Here is a 15,790-nt window from a genome sequence, read left to right on the forward strand (position 1 = left end):
GCTTCGCACTTTTCGGGACGCGCTACTGCCTTTATCGACTCATGCCACCGATTTCCAGAGGGGAACAGTCCAAACAATGAGGGAGCTGTTGATGAGCCGTCCTGAAGCCCCGCACGTGCTTATGAACGCACAAACGGCCCTCCAGACTGTAGAATCCACGCATCCTGCTTTCAGGCTGATGTTGCAGCGATTTCATCCGTTTACGGTCACGCGGCCCGCATCGTCCGTCACTTTCCCGACAATGCGGGCGGATGGATAGCCGGCGGCGCGGATGCTGCCGAGGAGCCTTTCGGCTTGCTGCGGCGCGCAGGATACGAGAAGCCCGCCGGACGTCTGCGGGTCGGTCAGCAATTGCTGTTTCCAGAGCGGATAGTCGTCCGGAAGCTGCACGCCATGGCCGTAGCTTGCCCAGTTGCGGGTGGAGGCTCCGGTCACGAAACCGGCTTGCGCCAGATGTTCGGCCTGATTGAGAAAGGGCAGGGCGGAATAGTCCAGCGCAATGCCCGCATTGGAGCCGCGCGCCATTTCCAGCGCATGGCCGAGAATGCCGAAGCCGGTCACATCGGTGACGGCATGAACGGCGCCATCCTTGCCGAGTTCGGCACCGACCCGGTTCAACAAGGTGACTGACGCCATCATTTCATCATAACCGGCGCTGTCGAGTTCCTGCTTCTTGAAGGCGGCGGAATAGATGCCGACGCCGATTGCCTTGGTCAGGATCAGCGTGTCGCCGACACGCGCGCCACTGTTCCTGCGCAGGTTCGAAAGCTTGCAGGTGCCGATGACCGCCAGCCCGTAGATCGGTTCCGGGGCGTCGATGGAATGCCCGCCCGCAACCGGAATGCCCGCTTCCGCGCAGATGCTGGAACCGCCCTTCAGGATTTCGCGGATCATTTCGGCGGGCATCTTGTTCACCGGCATTCCGAGGATCGCCAGCGCCATGATCGGCGTTCCGCCCATGGCATAGACGTCGGATATCGCATTGGTGGCCGCGATGCGCCCGAAATCGAATGGATCGTCCACCATCGGCATGAAGAAATCCGTCGTGGCAATCACGCAGTTTTCGTCGTCCAGTTGCCAGACGGCGGCGTCGTCGCCGGTTTCCGTTCCGACGAGAAGCTGGCTGAACGGCTGCATGACCGGCTGGTCCGACAGCAGATCCTGCAAAACGGCAGGAGCAAGCTTGCAGCCGCAGCCGCCGCCATGGGCAAGCGTGCTGAGACGAATAGGCGATGCAATATCCATGATGTCCTCAGAACTTATATCGTTATTTCGCGCGCGGTCATGGCGTAGCGGAAGGCGTCCGCATCGAGACAATCCAGACGGGTGCTGGCGACTTCGGCCTGCGGATACATGAGGAAGCCAAGTTCCGGCCCTTGCGCGGACGGCAAGGCGATATCGCTGCCGTCATTGAAGGCGACCCAGTTGCCCTCCCATGAACCGAAGAGTTTTTGCCGCACGGCTGCGACACGCGGATCGTCGGCGGGGAGCCCGTCCTTTTCCTCTTCCAGCATCACCTTGCGCACATCTGCCGGATCGGTCGCGACCCAGCCGATGCCGTCGAGATAGATTTCGGCGCGGCAATGCTGGGCCTTGGTGATGACCTCGTTCTTCGCGCCGAGGCTCTTGTAGCCGAAGGCGGAAGGCGCGACGCGCACGCCGTAAAGGTCGCGGGCCGGAATTCCCGCTGCCCTGACGAGAGCCACGAACAAAGGATTGATGTCGGCGCATTTGCCGCCGAGATCGCCGCTGTCGAGCATGGCGACAATATTGCCGTCTCCGCAGCCGCGTGTCGAGGCGCGCCGATAGGTGTTGGCGACGACCCAGTCGTAGATCCGGCGCGCCTTCTCCTGATCGGTATCGGCATCCGCAACGATCCTGTCAGAGGTCTGCTTGACGATGCCATCGGCCGGCGCAAGCCGCGTTCCCGCCAGATAGCGTTCGCGTTCCGCGCGGGTCAGCGGTACGGCCTTGGCCGGTGCCTCGAGGTTGCCCGAACGGTCGCGGGTGGAGATGAGGCTGATGATTTCGGCTTGCGGCTTTTCTTCCCCTCCATCCCATTCGAGATAGAGAAGGCCGGTGCCGCTCGCCGGATCGCGGTCGAGCCGCGCGACCTTGGCATTGGTCGTCCAGCGATTGCCCTCCGGGCGGTTCCAGTCATCGGCATTGAAGCCCGCCAGCGGAACCCAGACACGAATGGCTTCTCCCGAAGCGGCAGGCGTCACGCTGGTGGTGATCTCGAAGCTGCGCCAATCCGACGGCTGCGGCGCGAATGCGGTGCTGGCCGCAGAGGCGAAATTTGGCAGCATGCTGAACGCGGCACAGGCCGCACCGGATTTAAGAAGTTCCCGACGGTTCATGACGATCCCCTTTTTGCTCTGAATTGTTCTGTGCGATGGCATGGAAGGACGACTTTCGCGCCGCCAAGCTGGAAGGTCCGGAAAGCCCGAAAAGCCCGGAACGCGCGAAGGGCGTAGATGCAGCGATGGCAGGAAATTCGGGCTGTGGTTTTGCGCGGCTGAGGGGGCCGGAGCCGAGGGCCGCACGATGCCGTCGCATCGGGTCAGGGAAGCCGGTGCGAGGCAGGAGCCGCTCAAAATTCAAGCCCCGAAACTCGGGAGCAACAAAAGAAGCCACGGCATCAGTCTGGCGTTTTTACACGGCAACGTCAATCAGCTGGCGCGTTTCCAAGTCATTCCTGTGATGAGGTTCATGTATTAATACCTGACTATAAAATTCATATTATTGATAAATGGGTCTTATTGTTAATTAATTTAACCTGCCCTTCGGTTGACAACTTGGGTTTATTGCGGTGAACTGAGTTCAGGCAAGTCCAATTCAGGGAGGGATATGCTTCGGCATTTTTCTTCTGACGATCAGGGAGGTGCAGCGCAATGAATGTGGAGCTCTCACGCCGCCAGTTTCTGGGCGGAACGGGGGCGGTAGTGGCGGCTTCGGCGCTTGGGTCCTTCGGTTTTGGTGCGGTGGAAAGCGCCTATGCCGAATCCATTCGTCCCTTCAAGCTGACCAACACGACCGAAACCCGCAATACCTGCCCTTACTGCTCGGTCGCCTGCGGCATCATCCTCTATTCCAAGGGGGATGTGAGGAAAGGCGAGAAGGCCGATCTGGTCCACGTCGAAGGCGATACGGATCACCCCACCAATCGCGGCACGCTTTGCCCGAAGGGCGCGGCACTCAGGGGCTTCGTCCAGGCCGAGACCCGCCTGAAAAATCCGCGGGTGCGCGAGCCGGGCGCCGCCGAATTCAAGCAGATTTCGTGGGAAGATGCGCTCGACCGCATCGCGCGCCATCTGAAAGACGATCGCGACGCCAACTTCATCGCCAAGAATGCGGCGGGCACCACGGTCAATCGCTGGGTCTCGACGGGATTCCTCGCGGCATCGGCCACCACCAACGAAACGGCGTTTCTCACCTACAAGGTGGTGCGCAGCACAGGCATAGTCGCATTCGATAACCAGGCACGCGTCTGACACGGCCCGACGGTGGCGAGTCTCGCCCCAACATTTGGCCGCGGAGCAATGACCAACTCCTGGACCGATATCAAGAACACCGATCTCGTCGTCGTCATGGGCGGCAATGCGGCGGAAGCGCATCCGTGCGGCTTCAAATGGGTGACGGAGGCCAAGCACCATCGCGGCGCGAAGCTGATCGTCGTCGATCCGCGCTTCACGCGCACGGCTTCCGTGGCGGATTTCTACGCGCCCATCCGGCAGGGTTCGGATATCGCCTTCCTGCTCGGCGTCATCAACTACTGCATTCAGAATGACAAGGTGCAGTGGGATTATGTGAAGCATTTCACCAATGCCAGCTACATCATCAAGGATGGCTTCGAGTACAAGGACGGGCTGTTTACCGGCTATGACGAGGAAAAGCGCGACTACGACCGCTCGAGCTGGGAATATGTGATCGGCGATGACGGCTATGCGGTCGTCGACGATACGCTGCAGAACCCGCGCTGCGTATGGAACCTGCTGAAACAGCACGTTTCCATCTTCACGCCGGAAATGGTGGAGCGCATCTGTGGCACGCCGAAGGAGAAATTCCTGAAAGTGGCCGAGATGATGTCCGAATGCTCGGCGCCGGACAAGACGATGACATCGATGTACGCGCTCGGCTGGACGCAGCACTCCAAGGGATCGCAGAATATTCGCTGCATGGCGATGCTGCAGCTGATCCTCGGCAATATCGGCGTGCGCGGCGGCGGCATGAATGCGCTGCGCGGTCACTCCAACATTCAGGGGCTGACCGATATCGGCCTTATGTCCAACCTCCTGCCGGGCTATATGAACATCCCGGTCGAAAAGGAGACCGATCTCGAAATCTACATGTCGACACGCGGTTTCAAGCCGCTGCGCCCCAACCAGACGAGCTACTGGCAGAACTATCGCAAGTTCTTCGTCAGTTTCCAGAAGGCGATGTGGGGCAGCGCCGCGACCGTCGAAAACGACTTTGCTTTCGACTGGCTGCCGAAGCTCGACGTGCCGAACTACGACATGTTGCGCATTTTCGACATGATGCATGATGGCAAGGTCAACGGCTATGTCTGTCAGGGGTTCAATCCGCTGATGGCGGTGCCGAACCGCAAGAAGCTGACCGATGCCCTGTCGAAGCTGAAATTCCTCGTCACGATGGACCCGCTGGAAACGGAAACCTCGCGTTTCTGGGAAAACCACGGCGAATTCAACGATGTGGATTCGGCTTCCATCCAGACGGAAGTGTTCCAGCTGCCTTCCACCTGCTTTGCGGAGGACGAGGGTTCGCTCACCAATTCCGGGCGCTGGCTGCAATGGCACTGGCCCGGCGCCACACCGCCCGGCGAGGCGAAGACCGACAACTGGATCATGGCGCAGATTTTCCTGCGGCTGCGCGAGCTTTATCGCAAGGAAGGCGGCGCTTTCCCCGATCCGATCCTCAATCTCACCTGGGATTACAAGGATGAGGGCGAGCCGACGGCGGAAGAGCTGGCCAAGGAACTGAACGGCCGCGCGCTTTCCACGGTGACCGATCCGGCCGATCCGACCAAGGTGGTCGCCGAGGCGGGCAAGCTGCTCGCCGGTTTCGCGGCGCTGCGCGACGACGGCTCGACGGCATCGGGCTGCTGGATCTATTCCGGCTGCTTCACCGAGGCGGGCAACAACATGGCCCGCCGCGACAATCACGATCCGGACGAGACGGGCGCCTATCTCAACTGGTCGTGGGCATGGCCGGCGAACCGCCGCATTCTCTATAACCGCGCCTCCGCCGACATCGACGGCAAGCCGTGGGACCCGAGCCGCAAGCTCATCGAATGGGACGGTTCGAAGTGGACGGGCTATGACGTGCCGGACATTGCGCCGACCGCCAAGCCGCAGGAAGTCGGCCCCTTCATCATGAATGCGGAAGGCGCGTCGCGCCTGTTCAGCCGCGGCATGATGCGCGACGGTCCGTTCCCGGCCCACTATGAGCCGTTTGAATCGCCGCTCGCCAATGTGATTGCGTCCAACATCCGGGGCAATCCGGTGGCGCGCGTCTTCAACGACGACTTCAAGCAGTTCGCCGAAACGGCTTCGGAGGAGTTCCCCTATGCGGCCACCTCCTACCGTCTGACGGAGCATTTCCACTACTGGACCAAGCATGTCCATGTGAATGCGGTCCTGCAGCCGGAATTCTTCGTCGAAATCTCGGAGGAACTGGCGAAGGAAAAGGGCATCGCCAAGGGCGACTGGGTGCGCGTGTGGTCGAAGCGCGGCTCGGTGAAGGCCAAGGCGGTGGTGACCAAGCGCATCAAACCGCTGATCTGCGACGGCAAGACGGTGCATGTGGTCGGCATCCCGCTCCACTGGGGCTTCATGGGTGCTGCCCGCAAGGGCTTCGGCCCCAACTCGCTGACGCCTTTCGTCGGCGACGCGAACATCGAGACGCCGGAATTCAAGGCGTTTCTGGTCAATATCGAGCGCTCAAGCGCGCCTGTGGCTTAGGAGGGATAAATGTTTCCACCCGTTCCCAATCCTAGCGTCCAGCCGCAACAGCCGCGCTTCGGTGACAAGGACCTGATCAGGCGGTCGGCGTCGAATGTGACGCCGCCTGCCGAGCGCCAGACCGAGGTGGCGAAGCTTATCGACGTGTCGAAATGCATCGGCTGCAAGGCCTGCCAGTCGGCCTGCGCCGAATGGAACGACACGCATGAGGAAGTGGGCATCAATGTCGGCGTCTATGACAATCCGCACGACCTGACGCCGAACACCTTCACGGTGATGCGCTTTACCGAGTGGGATAATCCCGATACCGGCAATCTGGAGTGGCTCATCCGCAAGGATGGCTGCATGCATTGCGAAGACCCCGGCTGTCTCAAGGCCTGTCCGGCGCCCGGTGCAATCGTGCAATATTCCAACGGCATCGTCGATTTCATCCACGATAACTGCATCGGTTGCGGCTATTGCATCAAGGGCTGCCCGTTCAACATCCCGCGCGTTTCCGAGGTCACCAACAAGGCCTATAAATGCACGCTCTGTTCCGACCGCATCGCGGTGGGGCAGGGACCGGCCTGCGCCAAGGCCTGCCCCACGCAGGCCATCGTCTACGGCACCAAGGACGAAATGAAGGAATGGGCCGACGGACGCATCAAGGACCTGAAATCGCGCGGCTTTGAGAATGCCGGGCTCTACGATCCGCCGGGCGTCGGCGGCACCCATGTCATGTATGTGCTGCACCATGCCGACCGGCCCGAACTCTATGCCAACCTGCCGAACAATCCGCGCATCAGCCCGGTTGTCGAGGCGTGGAAGGGCGTGTCCAAATATGCGGGCATGGCCGTCATGGGGCTGGCCGCTGCAGCGGGTCTGCTGCACTATATCTTCAAGGGGCCGAATGTCGTGACAGAACACGACGAGGAACAGGCCGAAAAGCTCACGGGGGAAAAAAGCTCATGAGCAGGACCGACTTTGACGATGTTGAGCGCGGCGACGGCATAGAACCCGGCCCGCCGGTCAGGGTGCACCGCTATTCCGGCAGCGCGCGCATCAATCACTGGATCACCGCCGCCAGCCTGGTGCTGCTCGCCCTTTCCGGCCTTGCAATGTTCCACCCGTGGCTGTTTTTCCTGTCGGGCCTGTTCGGCGGCGGGCAGTGGACACGCGCCATCCATCCATGGATCGGCGTTGTCCTGTTCTTCAGCTTTCTCGGCCTGTTCCTGCGCTTCTGGAGCGCCAATCTGTGGAAGCGCGAAGACAGCCAATGGCTGTCGCAGGCCAATGACGTGATTGCCGGCAATGAGGAAAAGCTGCCGGAAGTCGGCAAATACAATGCCGGTCAGAAGCTTGTTTTCTGGTCCATGTCGCTACTGATCGTGATCCTGATCGTGTCCGGCCTGATGATCTGGAACGAATATTTCGGCTCCTATACCAGCATCAACCAGCAGCGCTGGGCCTTGTTCGTTCACTCCATGGCGGCGGTCGCGGCCATCTGCGTCTGGATCGTGCATGTCTATGCCGCGATCTGGGTCAAGGGCACGATCCATGCGATGACACGCGGCACGGTGACGGGCGGATGGGCCTGGCGGCACCATCGCAAGTGGCTGCGCGAACTGACATCGAAACAGAAGGCGAAGCAGGGCAGCGGCAAGCCTGCCGCCTAGAGCGGCATGCTTTCAAGTTGAAGCTTCATCTCGCCCCAGGCTTTTGTTTGAGCATGATTTATCTGATCGAAGCAGGATCAGAGTTCAGACCAGTGGACTGATTTCCCTGCGTAGACGGTTTCAGCTTTTTGGAATCATGCTCTGAAACTTCGCCTTCCGGGTTGCATTTCCCGGCAGGCGTCTCAGAATGACGTTATTCAGTGGTCCACGTGGCCCGTTGGGTTCGTGAGGAGTGACATGGCAGGCAAGAAAGATCTGGTGCCGGACCCGACGGTCATCGGCGAAATATCGGCCCCACCCTTCGTGCAACTGCCGGACCCCGGCGCGCTCTTTGCCAGACGGGCGGAGCGCCTGCGTATTCTGGCCTCGGTCAGCCCGCTGAAACCCTATCTGGAATTCATCGCCGATCTGAGCGACGCGCAGTCCGAAATAGACGCCGGGCTCAGCCCTGTCGCTGCGCGGCAGGAGAATGATCGGGGACGCGAGTTCGGCATGCCCTCGATCGATCGTGCGGATGCCGCATCGGATGCGGGGCTTCACACCATCTTCGACCGGCTCTTCGAGCGCGCCCGCAATATCGCCAAGCCGCAGGACGCCGCCGATGCGCTGGAGCGTGTGGCGGGCAGCGATGCGAATGAACGTCGCCGGATGGTCGAGGCGATCTTTGCCGGCGTTCTGCCGCCTGACGCAATTGCCGAGCACATCTATATCTGGGCGGGATTGCAGCTTCATCTTGCGCGGCTCGCCTCGGCGCTCGACCCGAAGTCGGTGAAGCCGGTTGCCGATGGCGTCTGCCCCGCTTGCGGCAGCATGCCGTCAAGCTCCATGGTGGTCGGCTGGCACGGTGCGCATGGCGCGCGCTTCTGCTCCTGTTCCGTCTGCAACACGCTCTGGCACTATGTGCGGATCAAATGCACGTGCTGCGGGTCCACAAAAGGCATCGGCTACAAGGAAGTCGAGGAAGGCGGTGGCGTCATCAAGGCCGAAACCTGCGATGAATGCGAAAGCTGGGTCAAGATCATCTATCAGCAGCTATCCTCGGATGCCGATCCGGTGGCCGACGATGTTGCAAGCCTCGGCCTCGATATGCTGATGCGCGAGACGCCTTACAGGCGAGGCGGGTTCTCCCCGCTTCTTGCCAGATTGTGAGGCAGCATGGACCAGATCAAATCGTCGCTGCGCCATCTTCCTTCCGTGGATGCCCTCCTGCAAATGCCCGCGCTTGCCGCAGCATTGGAGAGCTTTGGCCATGCGTCGGTGGCGGAAGCCGTGCGGAAGGTGCTGGGGAATGAGCGCGAGGCGGTGAAGTCCGGCGCCGCGCCTTCCAGCAACGTGCTTTTGGCGGAGCGGGTTATTCACCTGCTCGAAGCATCCGGGCAGTCGAGCCTGCGCCCCTTGTTCAACCTGACCGGAACGGTCCTGCACACCAATCTCGGGCGCGCCATTCTGGCCGAAGCCGCAATCGAGGCTGCGACGCAAGCCATGCGGCAGGCGGTTTCTCTTGAGTTCGACCTTTCTTCAGGCGCGCGCGGCGAGCGTGACGATCATCTGCGCGCGCTTGTCTGCGAACTGACCGGGGCGGAGGATTCCACCATCGTCAACAACAACGCGGCGGCGGTGCTTCTGGTACTGAACAGCCTTGCCTCGGGCAAGGAAGCCATTGTTTCGCGGGGCGAACTGATCGAGATCGGTGGCGCTTTCCGCATGCCGGATATCATGACCCGCGCCGGTACGCGGCTTGTCGAAGTTGGCACCACCAATCGCACCCATCCGCGCGATTACGAAAATGCGATCAACTCCGATACGGGTCTGGTGCTGAAGGTCCACACCTCCAACTATCGGATTGAGGGTTTCACGCGCGAAGTCACTGCCCCGGAACTTGCGACAATCGCGCAGGCGAGGGGCGTGCCGTTGGTCAACGATCTCGGTTCCGGCACGCTGGCCGATCTGACAGCTTTCGGTCTCGCACATGAGCCGACGGTGCGCGAGGCAGTGGCCGAAGGCGCTGATATCATCACTTTTTCCGGCGACAAGCTTCTCGGCGGCCCGCAGGCGGGGTTCGTCGTCGGGCGGCGCGATCTGATCGCGCGCATCAACAGGAACCCGATGAAGCGCGCCTTGCGGGTCGACAAGATCAGGCTTGCAGCGCTTGAGGCGACGCTGAAACTTTATCGCAACCCGCAGCGGCTTGCGGAAAAACTGCCGACCCTGCGTTATCTGGCGCGCCCGCAGGCAGAAATTGCCGCGCAGGCGGAAAGGCTCAAACCCGCGCTGGAAAAGGTGCTCGGCACCGCTTTCACCGTCACGGTGGCGGATTGCGCCAGCCAGATCGGTTCCGGGGCCTTGCCGCTTTCGACCGTGCCAAGCGCCGGTCTGTCGATTGCACCGAAGGACGGCAGCGGCTCCGCACTGACAGCGCTTGGCGCTTCGCTGCGCGCGCTGCCTCTCCCGGTCATCGGGCGGATAGAAAAGGGCGCGCTCGTGCTCGACTTGCGCTGTCTTGACAACGAAAGCAGTTTCATCAGGAACCTGTCATCCTATGCGGCTTGCTGATCTCTTCGCCCGCAAAACGAAGCAGGACACGACGGCGCAGGCGCTGGAAAAGGCGCTTGCGGCTGCAAAGACGGGTGATTACGCAACGGCGCTTTCCATCTGGGAGCCGCTGGCCCGTAGCGGCAATGCCCGAGCGCAGAACAATATCGGCGCCTGTTTTGCAGGCGGCATGGGCGTCGAGAAGAATATCGGCCTCGCGCAGCGCTGGCTGACCCTTTCCGCCTCCGCTGGCGATGCTTCCGGCCAGCGCAATCTCGCTTCATTGCTTTTCAAGGGCGAGGGCATCGAAGCCGATTACACGGAAGCTGCGCGGCTTTACCGCCTTGCCGCCGAACAGGGTGATGCGCAGGCGCAGGACATGCTGAGCTGGATGCTCATCGAGGGCGAGGTGATTTCCGCCGATCCGGTCGAGGCGCGGGAATGGGCGCTGAAGGCAGCCGAAGGCGGCGTTGCCGCAGCCATGACGCGGCTTGGCATGATCTACCATAATGCCCTCGGCGTGCCGCGTGATCCGTCCAGGGCGGTCTACTGGTGGCGGAAGGCCGCCGATGCGGGCGATGCCGACGGGCAGGCCATGCTGGGGGCGGCGCTGCATCTTGGCATGGGCGTGGAACGCGATCCTTTGGCGGCTTACGATTATCTGCAGCGCGCAAGGTCGGGCAGCGCGCTTGCCGCGCCTTTCATCGAGGCAGCGCGCAATGCGCTGGACGAAAATCAATGATCGTTGGAACGGCGGGGCATATCGACCATGGCAAGACCGCGCTGGTGCGCGCGCTTACACAGGTGGATACGGACCGGCTGAAAGAGGAAAAGGCGCGGGGCATTTCCATCGATCTCGGATTTGCCTATCTGCCGTTGTCCGGCGACGAAAAGGATATACTGGGCTTCGTCGACGTGCCGGGGCACGAGAAGTTCGTGCATACGATGCTGGCCGGGGCGGCGAGCATCGATTTCGTCATGCTGGTTGTCGCCGCCGATGACGGCATCATGCCGCAAACCCGCGAACATCTGGCAATCGTCAATCTGCTCGGCATCCGGCGCGGTGTCGCCGTCATTACAAAATCCGACCTTGCCGAGCCCGACCGCCTTGCGGAAGTGGAAACCGCTATCCGCAACGAACTGGCGCCGACCGGGCTTGCCGATATTCCCGTTCTGGCGGTTTCCACCGTGTCCGGCGCCGGGATCGACGATCTCAGAGCCATGCTGGAGGCGCAGGCGCGTGCGTTTGGCGAGCGGCAGGCAAACGGACGTTTTCGTCTGGTCGTGGATCGCTCTTTCACGCTGAAGGGGGCAGGCACGGTCGTCACCGGCACAGTGCTTTCCGGCAAGGTCGCCATCGGCGATCATCTGGCGATCAGCCCGGCTGGAAAAGAAGCGCGGGTCCGGACCATTCATGCACAGAACCGGCCGAGCGAAACCGCGCAGGCGGGGGATCGCTGCGCGCTCAATCTGGCAGGTGAAGGCATATCCAAAGAGGCGGTGCATCGCGGCGACATGCTGGTGTCGCCCGCTCTGCATCGCCCCACGGACCGCATCGATGCCTCGCTGCAAATATTGCCTTCCGAGAAAAAGCCGATAGGCCAGTGGTTTCCTGCGCGCCTTCATCATGCGTCGGCGGAAGTTGGCGCGCGCATCGTGCCTTTGCGGGGCGACGAGCTTCGGCCCGGCGCGGAAGGCCGGGTGCAACTGGTTCTGGATCGCCCCCTTGCCGTGGCCGCCGGAGACCGTTTCGTCATCCGGGATGTGTCCGCGCAACGAACCATCGGCGGCGGACGTTTTCTCGATCTGCGCCCGCCGCAGCGCAAGCGCCGCAGCCCCGAGCGCATGGCGCAACTCGACGCCCATTCCATCGATGATCCCGTGCAGGCGGCGCGGGCGCTGCTGTCCGTCGAACCATATTATCTCGATGCGACGGCCTTCCAGCGCGACCGGGCGCTGGCCGACGATCCGCAAGCACTGGCCCAGGCGCTCGATGCGGTGATGCTGCCGCAGGCAAATTCCGTGCTCCTCCTGTTGCCGGAGCGATGGAATGCGCTGGGGGACGAGATTGTGGCGCGGCTCGGTGCTTTCCACGCGGAGAACCCGGACCTGATCGGCATGGGGGTGGAACGGCTGCGCTTGCTGTTGAAGCCGCGCCTGCCGGCCCCGGCCTTCCGCGCCGCCATCGCCGCGCTCATCGAGGCGGACCTGTTGCGGCTCGACGGTGCCTGGCTGCGCCTGCGCGATCATGAAGTGACGATGAGCGATGCCGACGAGGCGCTCTGGCAGCGCATCGCGCCGCTTCTTGGCGGCGATGCCCGTTTTCGCCCGCCGCGCGTTCGCGATATTGCGGGTCTGCTGGATGAGCGGGAGGAAGTTATCCGCCGCCTGCTCAAGCTTGCCGGGCGCATGGGTCGGGTGCATGAAGTGGCGCACGACCATTTTTTCCTCCGCGCAACGATTGCCGAGATGATCGGAATATTGTCGGACATGGATGCGGCTTTCGACAGCGGCTGGTTCATCGCTGCGCGATTTCGCGACCGGGTCGACAGCGGCCGCAAGGTGGCGATCCAGATACTGGAATTCTTCGACCGCAACAGCGTTACGATAAGGCGCGGAGACATGCGCCGCCTCAACCGCCGCAAGCTCGACCTGTTCGGCGATTTTGCGCAAGGGGAAACACCACAAACGGGAGGAGCCCTGTGAAGCTATTTTCAACAACCATGTGCCTGATACTGGTTCTGGCTGTCGCCGGCGGTTGCGCAAACCGAGCCTGCAATGAATGGCCGGGCACCTGCATCATTCAGTGATCGGCCAGTTGTCCAGATTGACGCTTCGATTGCTGGTGCGGTAGGAATGAGGAGTAAGTGAAATGGTGGCAGCGGGGCGGAAACTGCCTCTCGTCGGGGCCACCTGAGACGAATTTATGGAATGAATCAATATCTGGAAGGGATGCATGCCCGGTGGCATGTCCGGACTTCAAATCCGGGAGGGGCCGATAGACGGTCTTTGGTGGGTTCGACTCCCATTCTCTTCCGCCAATCGGCTTTTCCGATCATCTCGAGCGCACGATGCCCAGCACATTGCGCACCACTTCGTCCTGAAGCGGGCGTTGCTTCTCGATGTTGAAATGGCCGATATCCTTCATGCCGGAAAAATCGCGGTTGTCGAGGCTTCCCCTGAAACGTGGCCCGGCCGTCAGCGGCAGGCCCCAGCCGTGCTGCTTGAAATAGAAGTTCACCACACGTCTTATATTGCCGGGCAGGGGGGCGGGAGCGGTGGCGGCAAAGGTCGCCATGTAGGCAACCTGGATGCCCTTCTTTTCAAGCGCCGCTGCAATATCGATAACGGCATTAGCGCCCAGCGAATGGCCGATCAGCACCACCGGCGCACGCGGATTGTTTCTCTGGTCGGTGAGAATCCGGTTCAGCACAAAACGCCAGGCCTGATGCCCCTCGACATGCGCATCGACGCCGTTGGCCTGCAACTGCTTGCCGATCTCGTCGATGCCGGTGGAGAAGATATCCCCGAAGCCGCGCAGGAGATAGACATCGGCCTGCGGCGCGGTTCGCGAAGGCGTTCTGGGCGCTCCCTGCGCCGCGCCCCCACAGAAGGCGAGCGCCGCCCCCGCAAAGATCAGGCTGCGGCGGGTCATTTTCGAATGCAAACTATCGGGCTTTGAAACCATCTTCGACTACCTGTTGGGGCACGTTCGAAAAAGGCTTTCGAACGGAACGCATCGAAAGAGTATTTAGAGCGCCGATCCGCTTCGGCCAAATCACTAGAACTTGAGCTATATTTTGATCTTCGGGATGACGCGGCCCGTCCTGCGAGCATAGTCGTCATAGGATGCGCCGAACGCCGCGCGCATCATCGCCTCCTCGTGGCCGACCCGATAGAAATAGAGGATGGCGACACCGACAAGGCCCGCCAGCCCCGCAAACCAGTTCGGAAGCAGGCAGAACTGCGCAATCGCCCACAGCCAGAACGACAGATACATCGGGTGGCGGACATATTTATAGAGCCCTTCGGTCACCAGCTTGTGCTCGCGGCGGATTTCAAGCGAGACCGACCAGTTCTTGCCGAGCTGCCGGTGGCTTGCATAAAAAAGCCAGAGGAAGGCGATCTCGACAACCACCCCGATCCAGGCCAGCCACGGCTGGAAGGCATAGTCGGCAAAGGCGGGAAAGCCGGTTGCGACATAGACGATCGGGATCAGCGACAGGCCGACAGTCGCCGCCCCCAGCGCGAGCCTGTCGGCCAGCGTCCTTGCATCCTTCGCAACCTTGATCTTGCGCGCGCGCCGCTGGTGCGGAATGCGGATGACGACCCAGGCGACAAGCCCGATACTCCAGACGATTGCAGCCAGTGTTGGTGTCATTCGGCAACAGTTTCCTTCCTTGGCAGGGCGCCGATTATGCGGTCGTCGGTCCGTTCCCGGAGCGAGACCGGCCCACAGCAGATTTGAAAGAAATCATACCAATAGGGCTTCGTATTTCCGAATACATATTGATAATGCACGCGAAAAAGGTTTCGCTTCACACGCCGGTAGATTTCCGGCTGCAGCATTTCCTTTATGCGCACCGTCCGCGTGACGGGAAAGGATCGCTGCGCATCCCGCTTCAAACCCATCTCGGCCACGGGGTCGGTCTTGTAGAAGTTGATCGCATCGGTCAGGCACTGGATTTCCACCCAGTCGATCCTGCCATCGTCCACCAGCCGCTGCACGCCCTCGCGAAAATGCCCGCCCGCCGGGTGGTAACCGGCCTTGAGCGCGGTCGATCCGAGCGTGAGGACCGTCACCTTCGGCGCATGGCTGCTGAATTCCGGATCGATGGCGAGGCAGCGCGCTGCAACATCCAGCATCAGCATGCCGCCGGTGCTGTGGCCGATCAGGATGACTTCATCATAATGTTTCGCCGCGGTGCGCTCGACGATGCCGGCTGCGAAGCGCTGCATCAGGGATTCTGCATCCCGCCGCCGTCCGCGAATGAAATTGAGCGAGAACGACCAGAGGTCCATCAGGTGGTTGGTGGACCATCTTTTGCCCAGAATGGCGAGCGCCGCGAAAAAAACCGCCAGGCCGACAAGCCAGCTCAGGGCGCCGAGCCACTGGACCGTCCAACGCGCCACCGCATAGCCCGCAACCGCGAATAGGGCGAGCACGAGAAAAGGATAGAGAAAATAAAGGCCGAAGCGCCAGGCCTTGGCAAAGAAGCGCAAAGCGGTGCCGGTCAGGACGAAATCACCGAAGGCGGCGAGATATTTGGCGAGCCTGACCGGCAGCGGACGGTCGAAATCCGCCAGCACGATCTTGTCCAGAACGAGAAAATTGAAGTCGGTCTGTGTCGCCCATTCATCATCGGCGGAGGCCGTCGCGATCGCGACGGAGCCGATCTCGCCGTCCGGCGACACGCTGACATCCGAAACGTCGGAACGAACGCTCCACAGTGCCTCGAACCGTTTGATTTCTCTGTTCAATCGTCCAAAGAACGCCACCGGCGTTTTCGGATCATAGCCGCCAATGAAGAAGACAGCGCGTTGTCGAACCGGTTGCTTCATGGGCAAACCGTAATTTGGGGCTTTCGGATTGTCGAGATCATTACCGCTCATCCCCAGAAA

At 61.4% G+C, this 15,790-nt stretch carries 12 protein-coding genes and 1 tRNA gene; 8 read left to right on the forward strand and 5 right to left on the reverse strand.

Annotated features, from left to right (window positions below; all coding sequences use genetic code 11):
• Positions 1–192: 192 nt before the first annotated feature.
• Both selD and ACS5UA_RS06205 read right to left on the reverse strand, forming a co-directional pair.
• Positions 193–1,245, reverse strand: a complete 1,053-nt coding sequence (selD, locus tag ACS5UA_RS06200; protein ID WP_112701353.1) for a selenide, water dikinase SelD — start codon at positions 1,243–1,245, stop codon at positions 193–195.
• A gap of 14 nt (positions 1,246–1,259) precedes the next feature.
• Entirely contained in the window at positions 1,260–2,360 is a 1,101-nt protein-coding gene (locus tag ACS5UA_RS06205) for a transglutaminase-like domain-containing protein (RefSeq protein ID WP_112701352.1), read from the reverse strand.
• A 534-nt stretch (positions 2,361–2,894) separates the two neighbouring features.
• Here ACS5UA_RS06205 and fdnG point away from each other — a divergent pair.
• The 8 genes from fdnG to ACS5UA_RS06245 all read left to right on the forward strand — a co-directional run bounded on the left by fdnG (position 2,895) and on the right by ACS5UA_RS06245 (position 13,209).
• Complete coding sequence (gene fdnG, locus ACS5UA_RS06210) at positions 2,895–5,981, forward strand: formate dehydrogenase-N subunit alpha (RefSeq protein WP_443101233.1); 3,087 nt, start codon at positions 2,895–2,897, stop codon at positions 5,979–5,981.
• A 9-nt stretch (positions 5,982–5,990) separates the two neighbouring features.
• The gene (fdxH, locus tag ACS5UA_RS06215) at positions 5,991–6,932 is read left to right on the forward strand and encodes a formate dehydrogenase subunit beta (protein WP_112701350.1); all 942 of its coding nucleotides are present in this window, start codon (positions 5,991–5,993) and stop codon (positions 6,930–6,932) included.
• Positions 6,929–7,636 (forward strand): formate dehydrogenase subunit gamma, encoded by a 708-nt coding sequence (locus tag ACS5UA_RS06220; RefSeq protein ID WP_112701349.1) that lies wholly within the window; start codon positions 6,929–6,931, stop codon positions 7,634–7,636. Before fdxH ends, ACS5UA_RS06220 begins: the two co-directional genes overlap by 4 nt.
• A gap of 237 nt (positions 7,637–7,873) precedes the next feature.
• Positions 7,874–8,785 carry a formate dehydrogenase accessory protein FdhE gene (gene fdhE, locus ACS5UA_RS06225; protein WP_112701348.1) on the forward strand — a complete coding sequence of 304 codons (912 nt, stop codon included), beginning with the start codon at positions 7,874–7,876 and terminating at the stop codon, positions 8,783–8,785.
• Between the two features lie 6 nt (positions 8,786–8,791).
• Positions 8,792–10,189 carry an L-seryl-tRNA(Sec) selenium transferase gene (gene selA / locus ACS5UA_RS06230; protein ID WP_112701347.1) on the forward strand — a complete coding sequence of 466 codons (1,398 nt, stop codon included), beginning with the start codon at positions 8,792–8,794 and terminating at the stop codon, positions 10,187–10,189.
• Positions 10,176–10,910, forward strand: a complete 735-nt coding sequence (locus ACS5UA_RS06235) for a tetratricopeptide repeat protein (RefSeq protein WP_241084124.1) — start codon at positions 10,176–10,178, stop codon at positions 10,908–10,910. The genes selA and ACS5UA_RS06235 overlap by 14 nt, the downstream gene beginning before the upstream one ends.
• The gene (gene selB / locus ACS5UA_RS06240) at positions 10,907–12,874 is read left to right on the forward strand and encodes a selenocysteine-specific translation elongation factor (protein WP_112701346.1); all 1,968 of its coding nucleotides are present in this window, start codon (positions 10,907–10,909) and stop codon (positions 12,872–12,874) included. The genes ACS5UA_RS06235 and selB overlap by 4 nt, the downstream gene beginning before the upstream one ends.
• Positions 12,875–13,113: 239 nt before the next feature.
• A tRNA-Sec gene (locus ACS5UA_RS06245) sits at positions 13,114–13,209 on the forward strand.
• A gap of 14 nt (positions 13,210–13,223) precedes the next feature.
• Here the strand turns inward: ACS5UA_RS06245 and ACS5UA_RS06250 are convergent.
• The 3 genes from ACS5UA_RS06250 to ACS5UA_RS06260 form a co-directional block, all read right to left on the reverse strand.
• Positions 13,224–13,823 (reverse strand): thioesterase domain-containing protein, encoded by a 600-nt coding sequence (locus ACS5UA_RS06250; RefSeq protein WP_112701376.1) that lies wholly within the window; start codon positions 13,821–13,823, stop codon positions 13,224–13,226.
• A gap of 138 nt (positions 13,824–13,961) precedes the next feature.
• On the reverse strand, positions 13,962–14,549 hold the full coding sequence (locus ACS5UA_RS06255; RefSeq protein WP_112701345.1) for a protein-S-isoprenylcysteine O-methyltransferase: 588 nt from the start codon (positions 14,547–14,549) through the stop codon (positions 13,962–13,964).
• Positions 14,546–15,730, reverse strand: a complete 1,185-nt coding sequence (locus tag ACS5UA_RS06260; RefSeq protein WP_112701375.1) for an alpha/beta fold hydrolase — start codon at positions 15,728–15,730, stop codon at positions 14,546–14,548. The genes ACS5UA_RS06255 and ACS5UA_RS06260 overlap by 4 nt, the downstream gene beginning before the upstream one ends.
• Positions 15,731–15,790 lie beyond the last annotated feature (60 nt).

The organism is Brucella sp. RRSP16, from assembly GCF_052246815.1.
Taxonomy (GTDB): domain Bacteria; phylum Pseudomonadota; class Alphaproteobacteria; order Rhizobiales; family Rhizobiaceae; genus Brucella; species Brucella intermedia.

Excerpts from the sequence above, each read along its gene's own strand:
- selD (WP_112701353.1), bottom strand. The coding sequence starts at position 1,245 with ATGGATATTGCATCGCCTATTCGTCTCAGCACGCTTGCCCATGGCGGC.
- ACS5UA_RS06205 (WP_112701352.1), bottom strand. The coding sequence starts at position 2,360 with ATGAACCGTCGGGAACTTCTTAAATCCGGTGCGGCCTGTGCCGCGTTC.
- fdxH (WP_112701350.1), top strand. The coding sequence starts at position 5,991 with ATGTTTCCACCCGTTCCCAATCCTAGCGTCCAGCCGCAACAGCCGCGC.
- ACS5UA_RS06220 (WP_112701349.1), top strand. The coding sequence starts at position 6,929 with ATGAGCAGGACCGACTTTGACGATGTTGAGCGCGGCGACGGCATAGAA.
- fdhE (WP_112701348.1), top strand. The coding sequence starts at position 7,874 with ATGGCAGGCAAGAAAGATCTGGTGCCGGACCCGACGGTCATCGGCGAA.
- selA (WP_112701347.1), top strand. The coding sequence starts at position 8,792 with ATGGACCAGATCAAATCGTCGCTGCGCCATCTTCCTTCCGTGGATGCC.
- ACS5UA_RS06235 (WP_241084124.1), top strand. The coding sequence starts at position 10,176 with ATGCGGCTTGCTGATCTCTTCGCCCGCAAAACGAAGCAGGACACGACG.
- selB (WP_112701346.1), top strand. The coding sequence starts at position 10,907 with ATGATCGTTGGAACGGCGGGGCATATCGACCATGGCAAGACCGCGCTG.
- ACS5UA_RS06250 (WP_112701376.1), bottom strand. The coding sequence starts at position 13,823 with ATGACCCGCCGCAGCCTGATCTTTGCGGGGGCGGCGCTCGCCTTCTGT.
- ACS5UA_RS06255 (WP_112701345.1), bottom strand. The coding sequence starts at position 14,549 with ATGACACCAACACTGGCTGCAATCGTCTGGAGTATCGGGCTTGTCGCC.
- ACS5UA_RS06260 (WP_112701375.1), bottom strand. The coding sequence starts at position 15,730 with ATGAAGCAACCGGTTCGACAACGCGCTGTCTTCTTCATTGGCGGCTAT.